The sequence below is a fragment of the Lysobacter soyae genome (genome assembly GCF_019551435.1).
In the GTDB taxonomy this organism is placed as follows: Bacteria; Pseudomonadota; Gammaproteobacteria; order Xanthomonadales; family Xanthomonadaceae; genus Solilutibacter; species Solilutibacter soyae.
Genome location: NZ_CP080544.1, coordinates 806,900 through 824,801, shown reverse-complemented (window position 1 = coordinate 824,801; position 17,902 = coordinate 806,900). Strand labels below are relative to the sequence as shown.

19 protein-coding genes are annotated in these 17,902 nt (G+C 59.1%); 7 read left to right on the top strand and 12 right to left on the bottom strand.

The window, feature by feature from the left end; genetic code table 11:
- Positions 1 to 2 precede the first annotated feature (2 nt).
- Complete coding sequence (locus H8L67_RS03940) at positions 3 to 641, top strand: exopolysaccharide biosynthesis protein (protein ID WP_220380457.1); 639 nt, start codon at positions 3 to 5, stop codon at positions 639 to 641.
- A gap of 4 nt (positions 642 to 645) precedes the next feature.
- Here H8L67_RS03940 and H8L67_RS03935 read toward each other — a convergent pair whose 3' ends face one another.
- Entirely contained in the window at positions 646 to 1,413 is a 768-nt protein-coding gene (locus H8L67_RS03935) for an RNA methyltransferase (protein WP_220380456.1), read from the bottom strand.
- Between the two features lie 90 nt (positions 1,414 to 1,503).
- Between H8L67_RS03935 and H8L67_RS03930 the strand changes: the two genes are divergently transcribed.
- On the top strand, positions 1,504 to 2,328 hold the full coding sequence (locus tag H8L67_RS03930) for an inositol monophosphatase family protein (protein WP_220380455.1): 825 nt from the start codon (positions 1,504 to 1,506) through the stop codon (positions 2,326 to 2,328).
- 75 nt (positions 2,329 to 2,403) lie between these two features.
- Here the strand turns inward: H8L67_RS03930 and secF are convergent, their stop codons facing one another.
- Genes secF through queA form a run of 5 tightly spaced genes read right to left on the bottom strand, consistent with a single transcriptional unit; the run spans position 2,404 to position 7,859 of the window.
- Positions 2,404 to 3,372 (bottom strand): protein translocase subunit SecF, encoded by a 969-nt coding sequence (secF, locus tag H8L67_RS03925; protein ID WP_220380454.1) that lies wholly within the window; start codon positions 3,370 to 3,372, stop codon positions 2,404 to 2,406.
- Between the two features lie 13 nt (positions 3,373 to 3,385).
- On the bottom strand, positions 3,386 to 5,266 hold the full coding sequence (gene secD, locus H8L67_RS03920) for a protein translocase subunit SecD (RefSeq protein ID WP_220380453.1): 1,881 nt from the start codon (positions 5,264 to 5,266) through the stop codon (positions 3,386 to 3,388).
- A gap of 41 nt (positions 5,267 to 5,307) precedes the next feature.
- Positions 5,308 to 5,646 carry a preprotein translocase subunit YajC gene (gene yajC / locus H8L67_RS03915; protein WP_220380452.1) on the bottom strand — a complete coding sequence of 113 codons (339 nt, stop codon included), beginning with the start codon at positions 5,644 to 5,646 and terminating at the stop codon, positions 5,308 to 5,310.
- A 30-nt stretch (positions 5,647 to 5,676) separates the two neighbouring features.
- Positions 5,677 to 6,813, bottom strand: coding sequence for a tRNA guanosine(34) transglycosylase Tgt (tgt, locus tag H8L67_RS03910; RefSeq protein WP_220380451.1), 1,137 nt, complete (start codon positions 6,811 to 6,813; stop codon positions 5,677 to 5,679).
- Complete coding sequence (gene queA, locus H8L67_RS03905; RefSeq protein ID WP_220380450.1) at positions 6,810 to 7,859, bottom strand: tRNA preQ1(34) S-adenosylmethionine ribosyltransferase-isomerase QueA; 1,050 nt, start codon at positions 7,857 to 7,859, stop codon at positions 6,810 to 6,812. Before queA ends, tgt begins: the two co-directional genes overlap by 4 nt.
- A gap of 151 nt (positions 7,860 to 8,010) precedes the next feature.
- On the opposite strand from queA, the gene H8L67_RS03900 reads away from it, so the two are divergent.
- Positions 8,011 to 9,507, top strand: coding sequence for an aminotransferase class III-fold pyridoxal phosphate-dependent enzyme (locus H8L67_RS03900; RefSeq protein ID WP_220380449.1), 1,497 nt, complete (start codon positions 8,011 to 8,013; stop codon positions 9,505 to 9,507).
- Between the two features lie 39 nt (positions 9,508 to 9,546).
- Here H8L67_RS03900 and H8L67_RS03895 read toward each other — a convergent pair whose 3' ends face one another.
- From H8L67_RS03895 to rsmD, 5 genes are read right to left on the bottom strand one after another with little or no spacing between them, the layout of a single operon-like run.
- A complete protein-coding gene (locus tag H8L67_RS03895; protein WP_220380448.1) occupies positions 9,547 to 10,434 on the bottom strand; it encodes an MBL fold metallo-hydrolase in 888 nt (295 codons plus the stop codon).
- A gap of 34 nt (positions 10,435 to 10,468) precedes the next feature.
- The gene (ggt, locus tag H8L67_RS03890) at positions 10,469 to 12,190 is read right to left on the bottom strand and encodes a gamma-glutamyltransferase (RefSeq protein ID WP_434063416.1); all 1,722 of its coding nucleotides are present in this window, start codon (positions 12,188 to 12,190) and stop codon (positions 10,469 to 10,471) included.
- A 2-nt stretch (positions 12,191 to 12,192) separates the two neighbouring features.
- Positions 12,193 to 12,441, bottom strand: coding sequence for a YfhL family 4Fe-4S dicluster ferredoxin (locus H8L67_RS03885; RefSeq protein ID WP_220380447.1), 249 nt, complete (start codon positions 12,439 to 12,441; stop codon positions 12,193 to 12,195).
- 6 nt (positions 12,442 to 12,447) lie between these two features.
- On the bottom strand, positions 12,448 to 12,981 hold the full coding sequence (gene coaD, locus H8L67_RS03880; RefSeq protein ID WP_220380727.1) for a pantetheine-phosphate adenylyltransferase: 534 nt from the start codon (positions 12,979 to 12,981) through the stop codon (positions 12,448 to 12,450).
- Between the two features lie 51 nt (positions 12,982 to 13,032).
- The gene (gene rsmD, locus H8L67_RS03875; RefSeq protein ID WP_220380446.1) at positions 13,033 to 13,614 is read right to left on the bottom strand and encodes a 16S rRNA (guanine(966)-N(2))-methyltransferase RsmD; all 582 of its coding nucleotides are present in this window, start codon (positions 13,612 to 13,614) and stop codon (positions 13,033 to 13,035) included.
- Here rsmD and ftsY point away from each other — a divergent pair.
- Genes ftsY through H8L67_RS03855 form a run of 4 tightly spaced genes read left to right on the top strand, consistent with a single transcriptional unit; the run spans position 13,499 to position 17,328 of the window.
- Entirely contained in the window at positions 13,499 to 14,770 is a 1,272-nt protein-coding gene (gene ftsY, locus H8L67_RS03870) for a signal recognition particle-docking protein FtsY (RefSeq protein WP_255556064.1), read from the top strand. The two genes, rsmD and ftsY, sit on opposite strands and share 116 nt — an antisense overlap.
- On the top strand, positions 14,767 to 16,023 hold the full coding sequence (locus tag H8L67_RS03865) for an AsmA family protein (protein ID WP_220380445.1): 1,257 nt from the start codon (positions 14,767 to 14,769) through the stop codon (positions 16,021 to 16,023). The genes ftsY and H8L67_RS03865 overlap by 4 nt, the downstream gene beginning before the upstream one ends.
- Complete coding sequence (mutY, locus tag H8L67_RS03860) at positions 16,010 to 17,062, top strand: A/G-specific adenine glycosylase (protein WP_255556030.1); 1,053 nt, start codon at positions 16,010 to 16,012, stop codon at positions 17,060 to 17,062. The genes H8L67_RS03865 and mutY overlap by 14 nt, the downstream gene beginning before the upstream one ends.
- Positions 17,059 to 17,328, top strand: a complete 270-nt coding sequence (locus tag H8L67_RS03855; protein ID WP_220380444.1) for an oxidative damage protection protein — start codon at positions 17,059 to 17,061, stop codon at positions 17,326 to 17,328. Before mutY ends, H8L67_RS03855 begins: the two co-directional genes overlap by 4 nt.
- On the opposite strand, the gene H8L67_RS03850 is transcribed toward H8L67_RS03855, so the two are convergent.
- Positions 17,329 to 17,739: a DUF6491 family protein gene (locus H8L67_RS03850; protein ID WP_220380443.1), complete on the bottom strand. Its 411-nt coding sequence runs from the start codon at positions 17,737 to 17,739 to the stop codon at positions 17,329 to 17,331.
- Positions 17,740 to 17,902 lie beyond the last annotated feature (163 nt).

Genomic DNA, 17,902 nt, shown 5'->3' with positions numbered 1-17,902 from the left:
TCGTGAGTGACGAGGACGACGTAGGTCTGTTGGGCATGCTGGGGCGGTTCGCCCAGGGTGATCCCGAATCGCATATCACCTTGCATCAAATCATTGATGCGGTCGAAGAAAGCGGCTTCGGCATGATGCTGTTTGTCCTGACCTTGCCGGCTTTTATTCCGATTCCCGTGGGTGGCGCGCTTTCAGGGCCGATAGTGGCTTTGCTTGCCTTGCAAATGATCATCGGCCGGCGTGAGCCTTGGTTGCCACGCCGCGCGCTCGAGAAAGGACCCAAACGCGGTGCATTGGCCAATCTGCGCCGTCGGTTGTCGCCGGTCCTGCGTCCCTTGCACAAATTGATCAAGCCGCGCGCAGATTGGATCTTCGAAAACGGTCTGAGTTTTCGCTTCACCGGAATCATTCTGCTGCTGCTCGCGCTGCTGTTGGCGCTGCCCATTCCCGGCACCAATTATTTGTTCGGTCTGGCCTTGGTGTTGTTCGCCTTGGCGATGATCGAACGCGATGGCTGGTTGATGATGGCCTCTTGGATCGTCGGCTTCGCACTGATCGGCACAGCCGTGGTTCTGTCCAGTCAAATCATCGAAGCCTTTGCCGCCATGCAAGATCGCCTAAGCGACCTGTGGCAGCGCATCGTGATCTGAATCGCTAAACCTGCTTGCCGGCCAACATGGCCATGCGTTGCGCGTCCGCCAAAACGCCGCGCAGTAGACGGACTTCTTTGATTGACAGCGCATTGCGCAGGAAAATCCGGCGCAGTTTGCGCATCGCCGATTCGGGCGCACGCCCTTTGTGAAAATCGATGGCATGCAAGGTGGCGTCGAGCTGGCCAAAGAAACCTTCCAAATCCTGATGGCTCGCCGGCGGGTCGGTCTCGTTTTCAGCATCTTGTATCGACGTGCCCACGACGCCCGTTCCGTGCATCAGTTGACCCATGCGCACCGCATAGGCGATCACTTGCACCGCGGCGGCGAGATTCAAGGAGCTGAAATCAGGGTCGGACGGAATGTGGATCGCGGCGTGACACAGCTGCAGCTCTTCGTTGGTGAGCCCGGTGCGTTCACGACCGAACACCAAGGCCACTTCCCTGCCCTTGGCTGCTGCAGACAGGGCACGCTCGGCAGCCAGGGGCGGCGCCAGCTCCTCAAGCGCCACCCGGCGGCTTCGCGCCGTGCAACCCAGAACCAGACCGCAATCGGCGACGGCTTCCGCCAAGCTGGCGAACACCGGTGCTTCCCTCACCAGCGACTCGGCGCCGGCCGCCATCGCATCGGTCTCGTGGTTCGGCGCCTTTTCCGGCGCGACCAGCACCATCCGGGTGAAGCCCATCGTGCGCATGGCACGGGCGGCCGAACCCATGTTGCCCGGGTGCTGGGTGCCCACCAAAACGAAACGAATGGCAGGCGAAAGTGACATGTGATCTGGTTCCATGGCATCAATGTTAAACTTCCCGACCCGGCCACGGAGCCGGATTGTTCTTTTTCATTCCAGCAGAGGGCTCCCGCGATGCAGAAACCCGCGGTCACGATCATGGTCAAGGCGGCACGTGCTGCCGGTGATGTTTTGTTGCGCAGTGCGCAGCGTCTGGACAAGCTCAATGTCGTCGAAAAGGCGACGCTGGATTACGCAAGCGACGTCGATAAGAACGCCGAAGACGTGGCCATCCGCGAATTGACGCGTGCGATGCCCGAATGCGCCGTTCTCGGTGAAGAAGGCGGTTTGCGCGGTCGCGGCGGCCCCTTGGTTTGGGTCATCGACCCCCTCGACGGCACCAGCAACTACATCCGCGGTTTCGGCCACTACTGCGTCTCCATCGCACTGGTGGAGCGCGGCGAACCGATTCATGCTGTCATCTACGATCCGTTGCGCAACGACCTGTTCACCGCCAGCAAGGGCGCCGGTGCGCTGTTGAACGGCGTCCGCATTCGTGTCGGCGAGCGTAAGGATTTGAACGGCGCCTTGATCGCCACCGGCTTCCACCCGCGCGAGCGCGAGCGCACGCCGGCCCAACTCGAATGCACGCGCCAGCTGCTGCTCCATGCCGAAGATATCCGTCGCACGGGTTCTGCCGCGCTGGACTTGGCCTATGTCGCCGCCGGCCGTTTGGACGGCTACTTCGAAGCGGGCGTGAAGCCTTGGGATATCGCTGCCGGCGTTTTGCTGGTCCGTGAAGCCGGCGGTCGCGTTTGTGACTACAACGGTGCGCAAACGGGCCCGCTGGACGAACGCGGCATTGATAGCCGCACGATCATGGCCGGCAACTTGAAACTCGCCGATGCCTTGCAAAAAGTGATTGCCACATCCGGCTACGCCGCAACCTTCCGCCGCTAAGCCGCGAAACAAAAATGGGGTCAGAAGAAATTTTTCATTGAAAAATTTCTTCTGACCCCATTTTTTGCCCCGTTTTTAGGGGCGGCGGTTGAGGGCTTCGTTGTCCTTGGCGCGCGGCAACAGATCCTGGCGCGTGACTTTCAACGGCCCGATGGTCAGCAACGCACAGGCGATGAAGATCGACGACAGGGTGCCGATGACGATACCCATCATTTGCGACAAGGCCATGCCTTCGAGCGAACCACCGCCGTAAATGTACAAGGCCAGCACAGTCAAGAACGCGACGAACGAGGTGATGATCGTACGGGAAAGCGTTTGATTGACCGACGCGTTCAACACTTCACGCGGATCGGCGCGCATGCTGCGGAAGTTTTCCCGCACGCGGTCGAACACCACGATGGTGTCGTTGATCGAGTAACCCATCACCGACAGCAAACCGGCCAACACCGTGAGATCGAACTCACGACCGGTCGCCGCGAAGAAACCGGCACAGATCAGCACGTCGTGCATGGTGGCGACGATCGCCGCGACCGCGAACTTCCATTCGAAGCGGAAGGCGATGTAGCCGAGGAAGCCGATGATCACGAAAGCCAAAGCCATCGCCGCGTTCTTGGCCAAGTCGCTGCCGACCTGCGGATTCAAGAATGTCGAACGACCGACCTTGGCCGGGTTCGACGGCTGGTTGACTGCCTGCAAGACGCGTTGCGCGGCCAAGCTGCTGGCTTCGTCGGCATTCTTGGCGTTGCTATCGGATTCCGTGCGTACCAAGAGCTTGTTGCCGGCGCCATAGGTTTGCACGGTGGCATTGCCGAAACCGGCCTTGTCCAAGTTGTTGCGAACCGTATCGATGTTCGGCGTTTGTTGGAACTCGAGTTCCACTAAGGTGCCGCCGGTGAAATCCAGCGCGAAGTTGAAGCCCTTGAACGCGATCGCACCGATGGCGGCGAACATCAAAAGCGCGGCGATCGCGATCGAGACCCAGCGCAGTCGCATGAAATCGACGCGGGTGTCGTTCGGAATGAGGTGAAGCGGGAAAAGTTTCATTGTCTGTATTCCGTCAGATGGCGATCGACTTCAGTTTCTTGCGCTTGCCGTAAATCAAGGTGGCGAGCGCACGCGAAACCGTCACTGCGGAGAACAGCGAGGTCATGATGCCGATGATCATCGTCATCGCAAAGCCCTTGAGCGGGCCGGTACCGAAGGCAAGCAAGGCGATACCTGCGAGCAAGGCGGTCATGTTCGAGTCGAAGATGGTGCCGGACGCACGGTCGTAACCCACGGCAATGGCCGCTTTGGGCGGTACGCCCGCGCGCAGCTCTTCGCGGATGCGTTCGTTGATCAAGACGTTGGCGTCCACCGACATACCGACCGACAACGCCAAGCCGGCAAAGCCCGGCAACGACATCGTGGCGCCGAAGATCGACATAACGGCAACGATCATCACCATTTGCAGCAGCAGTGCCAGACAGGTGATCAAGCCGAACATGCGGTAGTAAACGAGGAAGAACACCAACGCGAAGGTGAAGGAGTACAACACCGCCTTGACACCGCGCTCGACGTTTTCACGACCCAAGCTCGGCCCGATCACGCCCTGCTCAACGAAGTCCATCGGCGCCGCCAAGGCACCCGACTTCAATTGCTTCGCAAGGTCGGTGGCCTGCTCGTTGGTCAAGCCCGTGGTGTTGAAACGCTCACCGAAAGGCTCGGCGATATTCGGTGCGGCGATCACGCGTTCCTGCGTGCGCGACGACTGCACTTCGTTGCCATTCGCATCTTTGGTGGTGACGGGAATGCGGTCGATGTACACCGTGGCCAATTGCTTGTTCACGTTGTTCACCGTGTGGTTGAACATGCGCTTGCCGGCGGCACCGGTCAGGGTCACGCTCACAGACGGCATACCGGACTTCGGATCCGGGGTGACTTGCGCATCCAGCAATTCATCACCCGAAACGAGCACGCGCTTGGAGAGCAGGATCGGGGCACCGTTTTCCATGCGGTAGAGCTTGGAACCCGGCGGCACCACGCCGCTACGCTCGGCCTCGGCCGCTGCTGTCATGTCACCCGTCACAGCGCGGAACTCGAGCGTCGCGGTTGCACCGATCTGGCGCTTGGCTTCAGCCATGTCTTGCAGACCGGGCAGTTCGACCACCAGACGATCGGTGCCTTGGCGTTGCAAGACCGGTTCCGCCACGCCCAGCGAGTTGATCCGGTCGGCGATCACGTTGCGGTTTTGGTCGACTGCATCGGCAGATACCGCCTGCAGCGCAGCTTCGTTCACGCGCACCATCAAGGTGCTGCCTTGCTGCACCACGGTGTACGGGTTGTTGGTACCCAATGCCAGGCCGGAGGCCAACGTGTTGGTGATCAAGGTTTGCGCCTTGCCCACATCGGCGGACGGATCGAGCACCACTGCCACGCTGGAATCGGCCAAACGTTCGACCGAACCATAGGGGATTTTTTCCGTTTGCAATGCGGTCCGGATGCGCTCGGCCGTGCCTTCCATGCGCTTTTCAAGTGCAGCCTTTTGGTCGACCTGCATGAGGAAGTGCACACCGCCTTGCAAGTCGAGACCCAAGGGCATGGGTTTCGCCCAGATATTGCGCAGCCACTGCGGAACCGTCGACACCAAGTTCAACGCCACCGATTGACCTTCGCCAAGCAAAGGACGCACTACATCGTTGGCACGTGTTTGATCGTCCGCCGTCTTCATGCGCACCAGCACTTTGCCGCTGGCGTCGGTTTCAATCGACTTCGGCGTGATATTGGCGGCCTTCAGCGCTGCCGAGACCTTGCCCTGCATGTCGGCGGGTACCGGCTGGCTGCCGTTACTGATCTGCAATGACGGGTCTTGCGGATAAATGTTCGGCATCGCGTACAAGGTCGAGAGCAACAAGACCAAGACGATGACAACGTACTTCCAACGGGGAAACTCAAGCATGGTTCGAATCCGGTGCCGGCATGCGCAGGCACTTAAGTAGGTTAGTTCTTCAGGCTGCCCTTGGGCAGAACGCTGCTGATCGCGGCGCGTTGCACGCGGACGACGACGCCCGGCGAGACTTCCATGGAGATGAAGTTTTCATCGATTTGGGTGACGGTGCCGGCCAAACCACCGCTGGTGAGGATTTCATCCCCTTTCGACAACTTTTCCAACAAGGCGCGGTGTTCTTTGGCTCGCTTCATTTGCGGGCGGATGACCATGAAGTACATCAGCAACACGAAGATCGGCATCATGAACAACATGCTCATGCTGCTGCCTTGGGCGCCGCCGGCGGCAGCTTGGGCGTAGGCGGGCGAAATCAAGAAATCCAACGGATTCATCAGGTACATCCTCAAAAAATCAACAGGCGATTATGCCATGCGGCCAAGCGGAGGCGGATTCAAGCCCCTCTTGGCGTAAAAATCGGCACGGAAGTCCAAAAACCGGCCGGTCTCGATCGCGCCGCGCATCCCCGCCATCAAACGCTGGTAGTGGCGGAGGTTGTGCATGGTGCCGAGCATCGGCCCCAGCATTTCATTGCAGCGGTCCAAATGTCGCAAATAGGAACGGGTGAACCCGTTCGCACAGGCGTGACAATCACAGCCTTCCTCGATCGGGCGCAGGTCATTTTCGTACTGTGCATTGCGAATCCGGACCACGCCGGAATCCGTGAAGAAATGGCCATTGCGCGCGTTGCGGGTCGGCATCACACAGTCGAACATGTCGACACCGCGCGCGACGGCTTCGACCAGGTCCTCGGGTCGTCCAACGCCCATCAGATAGCGCGGCCGGTCTTCGGGCAACTGCGGACAGATGAAATCCAAGGTCGCATTGCGCTCTTCTTCCGGCTCGCCAACGGCCAGTCCGCCCACCGCATAGCCATCGAAGCCGATTTGTTTCAGGCCTTCTGCAGAGCGGGTCCGCAAATCGTCGTACACACTCCCCTGCACGATGCCGAACAGCGCGGCATCGTTGCCCTCGTGCGCGCGCTTGGAGCGCTCCGCCCAGCGCAAGCTGAGTTCCATGGAGCTGCGCGCGACCTCGTGCGTCGCCGGGTACGGCGTGCATTCGTCAAAGATCATGACGATGTCGGAATCTAGAGTGCGTTGGATGTCCATACTGACTTCAGGGCTCAGAAACACCTTGCTACCGTCGGTCGGCGCGGCGAAGGTCACGCCCTCCTCAGTGATCTTGCGCCGGTGCGCCAGCGAGAACACTTGGAAACCGCCGGAGTCTGTCAGGATTGGTTTCGACCACTTGGCGAACCCATGCAAGCCGCCGTGCTCACGAATGACTTGCAAACCCGGTCGCAAGTACAAGTGGAACGTATTACCGAGAATGATTTCCGCGCCGAGGTTTTCAACCTCCGAAGGCAAAATGCCTTTGACCGACCCATAGGTGCCGACCGGCATGAACGCCGGCGTTTCAATGGTGCCGCGTGGAAAAGCGATCCTCCCCCGACGCGCCGCGCCATCCGTGGTGATGCGCTCGAATGTCATGCGGCTCATGCGTCATCCTCAGCGGCGTCACTTTGCGGCCAAAGCATCATGGCGTCGCCATAACTGAAGAAGCGATAGCGCTGCGCCACCGCATGCGCATACGCTTCAAGAATGCGATCACGGCCGGCAAACGCGGAGACCAGCATCAGCAACGTGCTTTCCGGCAGATGGAAATTGGTGATCAACGCATCCACGCTACGAATGCGATAACCGGGGAAAATGAAAATCTGGGTTTCGCCTGCGAAAGGTTGCAACTCACCGTCGCGCATCGCACTTTCAAGCGCACGCACGACGGTGGTGCCGACGGCGATGACGCGCCCGCCGGCCTCACGCGTACGGCGAATGCGCTGTACCAGTTCGGCACCCACGTTCAACCATTCACGATGCATGGTGTGGTCTTGGACGTTCTCCACGCGCATGGGCATGAATGTGCCCGCCCCCACATGCAAGGTGACGTAATCGGTTTGCACGCCTTTTGCACGAAGGCGATCCAACAACGCGTCATCGAAATGCAGGCCGGCAGTCGGGGCCGCAACGGCGCCCGGTGTTTTCGCGAAAACCGTCTGATAGCGAAGCGCGTCGGCGGAATCGGCCTCGCGCGTGATGTAAGGCGGCAACGGCAACTTTCCCGAATGCTGCAGCCACGACTCCAAGGCTCCCGGCACGTCGAATCGCAGGTGATAGAAGCCCTCGTCACGACTGAGCACTTCGGCGCTGCCGCCGGCATCCAATTGAATGGTGCTGCCGGGCTTGGGGGATTTGCTTGCACCGATCTGGGCGCGCGCTTCATTCGCCGGCAACAAGCGCTCGATCATGATTTCGACGCGGCCGCCGGTTTCCTTGCTGCCGAACACGCGGGCGGGTATCACCCGTGTGTCGTTGAAGACCAACAGATCGCCAGGCGCGAGCAAGGCTTCCAGTTCGGCAAACCGGCGATCTTCGAAGTCTGCGCCCACCGGCGGCACCCACAGCAGCCTGCTCGCCGTACGCTCCGGTAGGGGCGCTTGGGCAATCAGTTCGGGCGGCAAATCAAAGTGGAAATCGGACTTTTTCAACGGAAACCACGATCGTCTCGGCTCGATATTCTAGCCTTCGCAGGGGGTTATCGGCGCATGGGGCGTTTGCTAAACTCAATGAACACCTGCACCGGACCGCGCGCCCAGCCGCGCGATTTTCTTTTTTCCGGCGCCGAATTGGAGATGTCTCATGAATTTGCTCGATACCCTGAAGCCGCTGCGCGCGGCCGGAAAACAACGCACCACCGGCCTGGACGACGCCACCCTCCTCGATTTCGCTGCCCGCCATCCGGAGCTGGTTGAAGCCGTTGAAGCCGCGGTCCCGGCTTTTGAGCAAATCCAGCGCGATTTTCCCCAGCTCATCGACATGGACGAGCAAGCGCAGATCGAAGCGGTGCAAAACGGCTTCCTCAACTTCTATTCCATGGACAACGTCAATCCGTATGTGGCGTTGGTCGCCCGTGGCCCGTGGATCGTCACCCTGAAAGGTGCCGTGCTGCACGATTCCGGCGGCTACGGCATGCTCGGTTTCGGTCATGCGCCCAAAGCCGTGATTGAAGCGATGACACGTCCGCAGGCGATGGCCAACATCATGACGCCGAGCGTGTCGCAGATGCGTTTTGTCCAAGCCATGCGTCAAGAAATCGGCCAAACCCGTGCTGATGGCTGCCCTTACAGCCAATTCATGTGTTTGAACTCCGGTTCCGAATCGGTCTCGTTGGCGGCGCGTATCGTCGACGCCCACGCCAAAGAAATGACCGACCCGGGCGCCAGGCACGCCGGCAAGGCGATTCACCGCGTCGTGGTCAAAGGCAGCTTCCACGGACGTACCGACAAGCCGGCACTGTATTCGGATTCCAGCCGCAAGAACTACACCCAATTCCTGGCCAGCTATCGTGGCGAAAAAAGTGTCATCGTCATCGAGCCCTACGATATCGATGCCCTGAAAAAGGCATTTGCCGATGCCGACGCCAACGGCTGGTTCATCGAGGCCATGTTCCTTGAACCCGTGATGGGTGAAGGCGACCCGGGCCGTTCGGTGCCGCGTGCTTTCTACGATGCCGCACGTGAACTGACCGAAACACACGGCAGCCTGCTGTTGATCGACTCGATCCAAGCCGGCATCCGTGCCACGGGTTATTTGTCTTTTGTCGACTATCCCGGCATGGAAGGCATCAACCCGCCGGATATGGAAACCTATTCAAAGGCGCTGAATGCCGGCCAATATCCGCTGTCGGTGCTGGCCGCCAACGCACGTGCCTGCGACGCCTACAAACGCGGCTTGTACGGCAACACGATGACGGCGAACCCGCGTGCGCTCGACGTCGCCTGCACCGTGCTCGGCCTGCTCACGCCGGAATTGCGCGTCAACATTCGCGAACGTGGCCTTGAAGCCATTGCGAAATTGAATGCACTGAAAGACGAAACCGGCGGATTGGTCACCAAGGTTCAAGGCACCGGTTTGTTGTTCTCTTGCGAGCTGGCCGAGGGCTTCAAAGGCTATGGCGTCGGCTCCACCGAAGAGTGGATGCGTGAACGTGGTATCGGCGTGATCCATGGCGGCGTGAATTCCTTGCGCTTCACCCCGCGATTCGACACGCAATCCGACGAGCTCGATCTCGTCATCGCGATGATCAAGAAAGCATTGACCGAAGGCCCGCGGGACGCCGTCGAAAAAGCGGCTTGATTGATACCAAAAGAAAACGCCGCGAAAGCGGCGCTTTTTTTATTGCAGTGCGCGTGCGTGCAATTCGGCGACTTCGTGTGTCGTTCCGAACTTGCCCTTGTCATTCTTTTGCACCTGCGCCAACGCGCAGCCGGGATCATGGGTGAAAAACAAATGCACGTTTCGGGCGAGCTTGTCTTCAAGAAACGCGCGTTTCTCGTCAATCAGCAGCTCCGCATTGCGGTCATAGCCCATGGTGATCGGCACATGCACCCAGGGACGACCGGGAATCAAATCCGCACAGAACACCAAACCGCCATGACGGCTGCCATCCGAGGCTTCGGCGCCGACGATTTCCGCCAGCATGAGTCCCGGTGTATGCCCGTCGCTGTAATGGAAGCGAACAGATTCGCCCAAGGCTTCGCAGTGATCGCCCTCCACCAGCTGCAAACGGCCGCTGGCTTCCAGCAGCGGTTGCAGCTCGGGAATGAAACTCGCACGATCACGCGGATGCGGATGAAGCGCGCGTTCCCATGCCTGCTTGCCGATCACAAAGGTGGCATTTGGAAACAAGAGCTCGGCCGCCCCGCACTCAGACCAAGCTTTCAGCAAGCCGCCGGCATGATCAAAGTGCAAATGTGAAATGACCACGACGTCAATGTCTTCGTGCGAGAACCCCGCCTTGGCCAACGAATCCAACAACACGTGATCGGATTCTTGAACGCCATAGCGCTCACGCAGCTTGGGTTCGAAAAACGCACCGATACCGGTTTCAAACAACACCGTCTTGCCGTTCAAGGGAGATGCAAGCAAGGCGCGGCAAGCCAAGTCGATGCGATTTTCCCTATCGGGTTCGGACCACGACTGCCACATCGCGCGCGGCGCATTGCCGAACATCGCGCCGCCATCGAGCCGTTGCGAATTACCCAGAATCGACCAAAGTTTCATGCTTGGAGTTTACGCGCAGCGTTGTAAAAGCGGGTCAAGGTGATGATGCGCCATGCACCGCGGTTTTACCGACCGGATTGCGCGGATCGGTACCGCCGCGCACTTCGCCCGTGCGCGTATTCCAATCCACCGTTTGCATGTTGCCCCACGTCGAAGACCGCGGTTTGACCACGTGACCCATCGCTTCCAAGGCTTTGATGGTTTCGGCATCCAACGCATTCTTTTCAATTGAAATTTCGTCGGGCAGCCATTGGTGGTGGTAGCGCGGCAATGCAGCCACTTGCTGGGGTGTCAGACCGGCGTCATAGCCCAAAATGCCGAGCAAGACCATGGTGATGATGCGGCTGCCGCCTGGCGTTCCAATCACAACTTCCTGACCGGGCCTGGACATGAATGTCGGAGACATCGAGCTCAACATGCGCTTGCCGGGTTTCGGCGCATTGGCGGCATAACCGATCACACCGAACGCGTTCGGCGTACCGGCTTTCAGCGCGAAGTCGTCCATTTCATCGTTCAACAACACGCCGGTGCCCGGCGGAATGAATCCCGAGCCGAACTCCAAGTTGACCGTTTGCGTGACGCCGACTTTATTGCCTTGCGCATCAATGATCGAGAAATGCGTGGTTTCCTCGTGTTCGAACGGCGTGGGTTCGTTGGGGAACAACAAGCTCGGAGTCGCCTTCGACGGATTAATCGTGGTGCGAAGGCCGTCCGCATAATCGGGGCTCAACAAAGTCTTCTGCGGCACTTGAACGAAATCAGGGTCACCCAAGTAGAAGGTGCGATCGTGATAAGCACGACGCATCGATTCGACAACCAAGTGGGTCCGCTTCGCCGCAGACATTGCCTTGATATCCCATGGTTCGAGCAACTGCAGAATTTCCGCCAGTGCAATGCCACCCGATGACGGCGGCGGTGCCGTCACCAATTGCCAACCGCGGTAATTAAAACGAATCGGCTCGCGTTCTTTGACCCGATAGGACGACAATTCCTCTGCTGTCCAATGCCCGCCCTCTTGCTTCACCGCATCAAGGATTTGGCGAGCAACGCGACCTTTGTAAAAGCCGTCGAATCCTTTGTCAGCGATCAATTGCAGCGTATCGGCGAGATCGGTTTGAATCAGCAGGTCGCCGGTTGTGAGCGATTTGCCACCCGGCATGAAAATAGCGCGAGATCCCGGAAACCGGCCGATCACATCGCGTCGTTCCTGCAAGGCATTGGCCAAACGGGCATACATGGGAAAGCCGTTGCGCGCCAAACGAATGGCTGGTGCCAAGCTCGTTTTCAGCGGCAGCCGGCCGTATTTCTGCGACACATACACCAATGCGGCGGGCAAACCCGGAATACCTGCCGACCAAGGGCCGTCTTGCGATTTGCCGGTGTCCAGGTTGCCCTTTGCATCCAAAAATTTCTCCGGCGTAGCGGATGCCGGTGAGGTTTCGCGCGCATCAATGAAATAGTCTTTGCCGGTCTTTGCGTCGTGCAAAAGAAAGAAACCACCCCCGCCGAGTCCCGAGCTGACCGGCTCGACAACTGAGAGCGCCGCGGACACTGCCACGGCGGCGTCGAACGCATTGCCACCTTTGGCAATCACTTCGAATCCCGCGTCGGTCGCCAAGGCATGCGCGGAGGCGATGACGGTGCCTTGCGGCTTGACCATCGGCGGCTTCTTTGAAGGTGCGGACGCCGCAAACACCGGCGTGTAGAGCGCACACAAAAGCACGGCACTGAAAATGCGTCGAGCGTGTTTCAACACTGTCACTTCTCCTGGATCATGGCGAGCTTTGCCAAGAGCATGGACTCGCTTTCAACGTGGTTTGGATCGGGTTCGATGCATTCAACGGGGCACACCACCACGCATTGCGGCTCATCGAAGTGGCCCACACATTCGGTGCAGAGATCAGGATGAATGATGTAGATCTCTTCACCCTGGGTGATTGCCTTGTTCGGGCAGGCGGGTTCGCACACATCACAGTTGATGCAGGTTTCCAGGATCTTCAAGGACACGGCAGTTCAACTCGCCCGTGAAGATGCCCGCGATTCGGCAATCTGTTGACCGTGCAGCTCATCCAATGCGCGCCCCACACACGGCGGGACGAACTTGCTGACATCGCCACCAAGCCGGGAAATCTCCCGCACCAGCGACGACGAGATGAAGCCGTACTTTTCCGCCGGCGTCAGGAACAAGGTTTCAACACCGGGAATCAAATGGCGATTCATGCTGGCCAACTGGAATTCGTACTCGAAATCCGAGACCGCGCGGAGCCCGCGAATCAGCACACCTGCGCCGATCGATTGAACGAAATGTGCGAGCAGGCTGTCGAAGCCGCGAACTTCAACATTCGGAATATGGCTCAGGGATTCCTGCGCGAGCGCGACCCGACGTGCCAATGACAATCCCGGCCCTTTGTTCGGGCTTTCGGCCACCGCGATGATCAAGGTCTCGAACAACGGTGCGGCACGCTGCACCAAGTCGGCATGACCATTCGTGATCGGGTCGAAAGTGCCCGGGTAGATTGCAACGCGCGGGTTTGGTGTCACCGACATGGACATGCTGGCACCGGTGAAAAGGCCGGTTTCAATGGAGCGCCAAGTGTATCAACTCGCGCCCGTTCGCCGGTAAAGGCGACCGCAGGCGTCCTTGGTGGACATTTCCCGATGCAGCTGCCAATGGGAAGGCGGAACGGCATCCGCCGCATCCGGCGGCGACTCCACATAGAGCCACGCGTCGGGTTTCAGGCAAACGTCCAGCAACGGCCAAAGCTGTGACCACAAGCCCGCCGCAAATGGCGGATCGATGAAAGCCAGGTCAAACGCGGCCGGACTTTGTCGGGTCAGACACTGCAGGGCATCACCCAAAAGCAACTTCGCGGCCTCACCGCCTTGGAGCTTGCCGAGCACAGCTTTCAAATTGGCATGCAAGCCGCTATCGCGCTCGATCATGACCACCGACGCGGCACCGCGTGACAGAGCCTCCAGACCCAGCGCGCCGGTGCCCGCAAACGCATCCACCACTACGGCGCCCGGCAAGACCGGCTGCAGCCAATTGAAGAGCGTTTCCCGCATCCGGTCCGAACTCGGACGCAAGCCGTCGACGGATGGCACCGACAGGCGCGTGTTGCGCCATTTCCCGCCGATGATCCGCACTTGTCCGGACGGCGCGAGCTGCCTCGTTTTCATGGGGTCGATTCAGTGTCCAGTGTTACCATGCAGACCATTGTCCCGCATTCGCGTACCCATGGTCAGTTGGTTCCGCCGCAAAAAGCCTGAAACGGCCGATATCGCCCAAACTACCGCGCCGATCGAAGCGCAGGCCTCTGCTGAAATTCCCGCATCTTCCGCACCGACCGATGCGACGGGGATGATCGAACAAACCGTCGTCGATGACTACGCCAACGCCGCGCCCGCCGCCACGGCCGGCAAAGTCGGCTGGCGTGAACGGCTGGGTGGCAGTGCGATCGCTCGCAGCTTGGGCGGATTGTTCAAACGCAATCCGGCCCTGGATGAAGAACTCCTCGATGAGATCGAAACCGCTTTGATCACCGCGGATGTGGGCGTGACGGCGACCACCGCTTTGGTCGAAGATCTGCGCCGCCGAATGAACAAGCGCGAATTTGCCGACGCATCGGGTCTGTTCCGGGCGCTTCGACAATCCCTGATCGAGATGCTCGCACCGGTGGCCCAGCCCTTGTTGATCGACGGCACCGCAAAGCCTTTCGTGATTGTCACGGTGGGCGTGAACGGCGTCGGCAAGACCACGACGATCGGCAAATTGGCACGCAAATTCCGCGATGAACAACGTAGCCTGATGTTGGCCGCGGGCGATACATTTCGCGCCGCCGCTGTGGCGCAATTGCAAGCCTGGGGTGATCGCAACAATGTGCAAGTGATTGCGCAAGGGCAAAATGCCGATGCCGCGGCCGTGGCATTCGACGCATATCAGGCAGCGAAGTCACGCGGCACACAAATCCTGATTGCCGATACCGCCGGTCGCTTGCATACCCAAGCCGGATTGATGGACGAACTGTCCAAGATCGTTCGCGTGTTGGGCAAACAAGATCCGAATGTGCCGCACGAAACCTTGATGGTGATTGACGGCACCACAGGGCAGAACGCAATTTCGCAAGTCCGTGCGTTCAGTGCGAAAGTGCCGATCACAGGTTTGGTGGTGACCAAACTCGACGGCACCGCAAAAGGCGGCGTGGTCTTCGCGTTGGCACGCGAGTTCGGCATCCCGATCCGGTATGCCGGTATCGGTGAACGACCAGAAGATTTACGCGTGTTCGACGCTGCCGCGTTTGTGGATGCGCTGTTGCCGGAATCGATCAGCGAGTGAATGCCCCCGCGCAAGCCGAACGACGCAAGCTCGGCAAGCTCAAGTGGTTTGCACTCGTTTTCATCGTCCTGATTGCCGCAGTTCTGTTCGTCAGCTATCTGGCGCTTAAGCCGGAAAATTTCACGCCGCTGTTGCTGGAACGGATCGGCCAAGCCACCGGATTGGATATCCAAGCGAAAGGTCAGACCGAGATCAACTGGCGTGGAACGCCTTATATCGTTTTGCGGGAGGTCTCGGCGCGTAGCCCGGGGCAAAAGACCGCGGTCCTGACCGCAGACAGAATCAAGATCGCCTTGCCATGGGTGACCTTGCGATCGCGCGGGCAGGTTCTCGTGTTGGATCGGGTTGAATTGGATGCGCCTGTACTAGATTTGCAGGCGTTTCGTGCTTGGCAAGACACGCGCCCGAAGACCAAATCCGAGATCCCGGATTTCAAGCGCGGCGTCTCCGTCACGCGGGGAACGGTCATCGGTCGCGGCTGGCGGGTCGAGTCCCTCGATATTCAAGTGCCGGCATTTTCCATGCAAGCCCCTGTACAAGGCACGTTGGCGGGTTTGTTTACCAATGATGCTTTGCGCATGCGCTTTGATTTGGGCGCTGCACTGTCACGGCCTGCAAGTGGCGCCGGCGTCGGCATTAACGGCAGTGCTTCGTTGCTTACCAGCGGTTGGGCGCTGGCGACGCGCCCGCGTTTGAAGGGAATCTTGTCGCTCGAAAAAGGTGACGTCCGCATGCGCAACGGCACCCTCGGCGCCTTCGTCGAATATCGAACGGGCACCGACGTTCTACCGATGTCACTCGGACTTCATGGCGATTGGTTGTTGAACAGCGAAGGCTTGCAACTTTCACCTGCGCAAGTCGCTTTGCGCGTCAACGGGCGCGTGCCACAGCTCGATGCCAACGGCAAAGTGCATGTCGGGAGTGAGATGGACCTGGCACTGTCCGGACAAATCGCACAATGGCCCTCGGCGTGGCCCGCACTGCCGTCGCCTTTGAATCGCTATACAGGTCCGATGGCATTCACGCTGGCGTATGAGGGCGACACGCGCCTGACCGAACCGCTCGCTCTGACGTTGGACCGGCCGGACGCGCAATTCGACGGTCGTTTCCGTGCACAAGACGTGGTGGCTTGGACCCATGTCTCCGATCGCGGTACGCCTATTCCACCGCTGCAAGGACGGCTGAAGGCAAAACGTTTGGACATCGGCGATATCCGGCTGGAAGGCGTCGAGATCAACATTGAGCAAGACTGACGACATCGGCGAGCGCTTCGCGCCGGCGCTGTTGGACTGGTACGCGAAACACGGTCGCCATGATCTGCCGTGGACGCGTTCGCGCAGTCCGTATCATGTTTGGCTGTCGGAAATCATGTTGCAGCAAACCCAGGTTTCCACTGTATTGGGCTATTTTTCGCGCTTTATTTCGGCGCTTCCCACGGTGCAAGCGTTGGCCGATGCGCCGGAGGATCAAGTCCTCGGATTGTGGACTGGTCTCGGTTATTACAGCCGGGCCCGGAATTTGCACAAGGCCGCCAAGCGTTGCGTGGAAATTCACGGAGGCGCCATTCCGGACAATTTTGCCGCGTTGATCGCCTTGCCTGGCATCGGACGCAGTACGGCCGGTGCCATTTTGTCGCAAGCATTCAACCAGCCGTTCCCTATCCTGGATGGCAACGTCAAGCGCGTGCTTACGCGTGTGATCGGCGAACGCGATTGGCCGGGAAAGCCGGCAGTGGAAAAAAGACTATGGTCGTTGGCGGAGACATTGATGCCTGCGTCGGATGTCGCTGATTACACACAAGCGATTATGGATTTGGGCGCGACGCTTTGCACACGCAGCAAACCCCGCTGTGTGGCCTGCCCGCTCAATGAATTGTGCGTTGCGCATGAAACCGGAAACACCGGAAACATCCCCGCGAGAAAACCTAAGAAGCCGGTGCCCGAACGTCGGTGTGCAGTGGTTTGGTTGCAAGATTCTGACGGCGCACATTTCCTGAAAAAACGCCCTGAAACGGGGATTTGGGGTTCGCTTTGGAGCTTGCCGCAGTTCGATGATGTGGCCGACGCAAACGCATGGCTTGCCGAACAAGGGATTCAAGAAGCACGCGAGCTGCCCGCTTTCCGCCACGTGTTCACGCATTTCAAACTCGAGATCACGCCGGTGCATGCCGTGGTGACGCGAAAACCCCAGCGTGTGCGTGAAGATCTGCCGTCAACATGGGCAGATGCCGATACACTTTCGACATTGGGCATGCCCGCACCTATCAGAAAATTGTTGGAGACTGATCGATGAGCCGGACTGTCTATTGCGAATATTCGAAGACCGAAACCGAAGGATTGGATTTCGTTCCTTGGCCGGGCGACATGGGCAAACGCGTGTTCGCCCATATCGGAAAAGCCGCGTGGGCCGCGTGGTTGACCCATCAAACCATGCTGATCAACGAAAACCGGTTGTCGCCCATGGATCCGAAACATCGCGCATTTCTCGAAGCCGAGATGACGAAGTTCCTGTTTGGCGGCGGCGCGGAAAAACCCCAAGGCTTTACCCCGGAAGCTTGATCAGCTTCCTTTGCCGGCCTGCATCGCGGCGTAATCGAGGGGTCGGATCTCACGAATCAAGCAGGTAATGCGCGAATCCATCGTGCCGATACGGTCAGTGCCTGCAGACAGCATGCCCGTCATATGCGCATCCACAATCAAGCTGGGTGAGCCATTCGAAAATTGAAGACAGGGACCATCGAGCTTCAAAAGATATTGCTCATTCGGGCGCGTTTCCAACAACACATGTTGATCGGTGATTTTTTCCCAGTTGCGCGCTTGGGTGTAGCGAATCGACTTCACCGCAGGCTGCAAGTAAGGGGTATACGCCGCCAAGTGGCTGGCATCGCTTCCACCGCCCGTGGTGGCACAAGCGCCCAATGACAGCGCGATGGCGGCGAACGAGATGGGCATCAGCTGTTTGATGTTCATCACCGACAACTCCAAAAAGTGTGTCCTCAAGTGTATTGAAACGTCCTTCACGCGTCCGTGACGATTGCCGCCGCTGCCTGAACCAATGCCGACCATTCACGTTCAGGCAAAGCAACGGGCTCTAGTCTCCAGTTTTCCCGCACGTTCCCGATTTTTCAGGAGG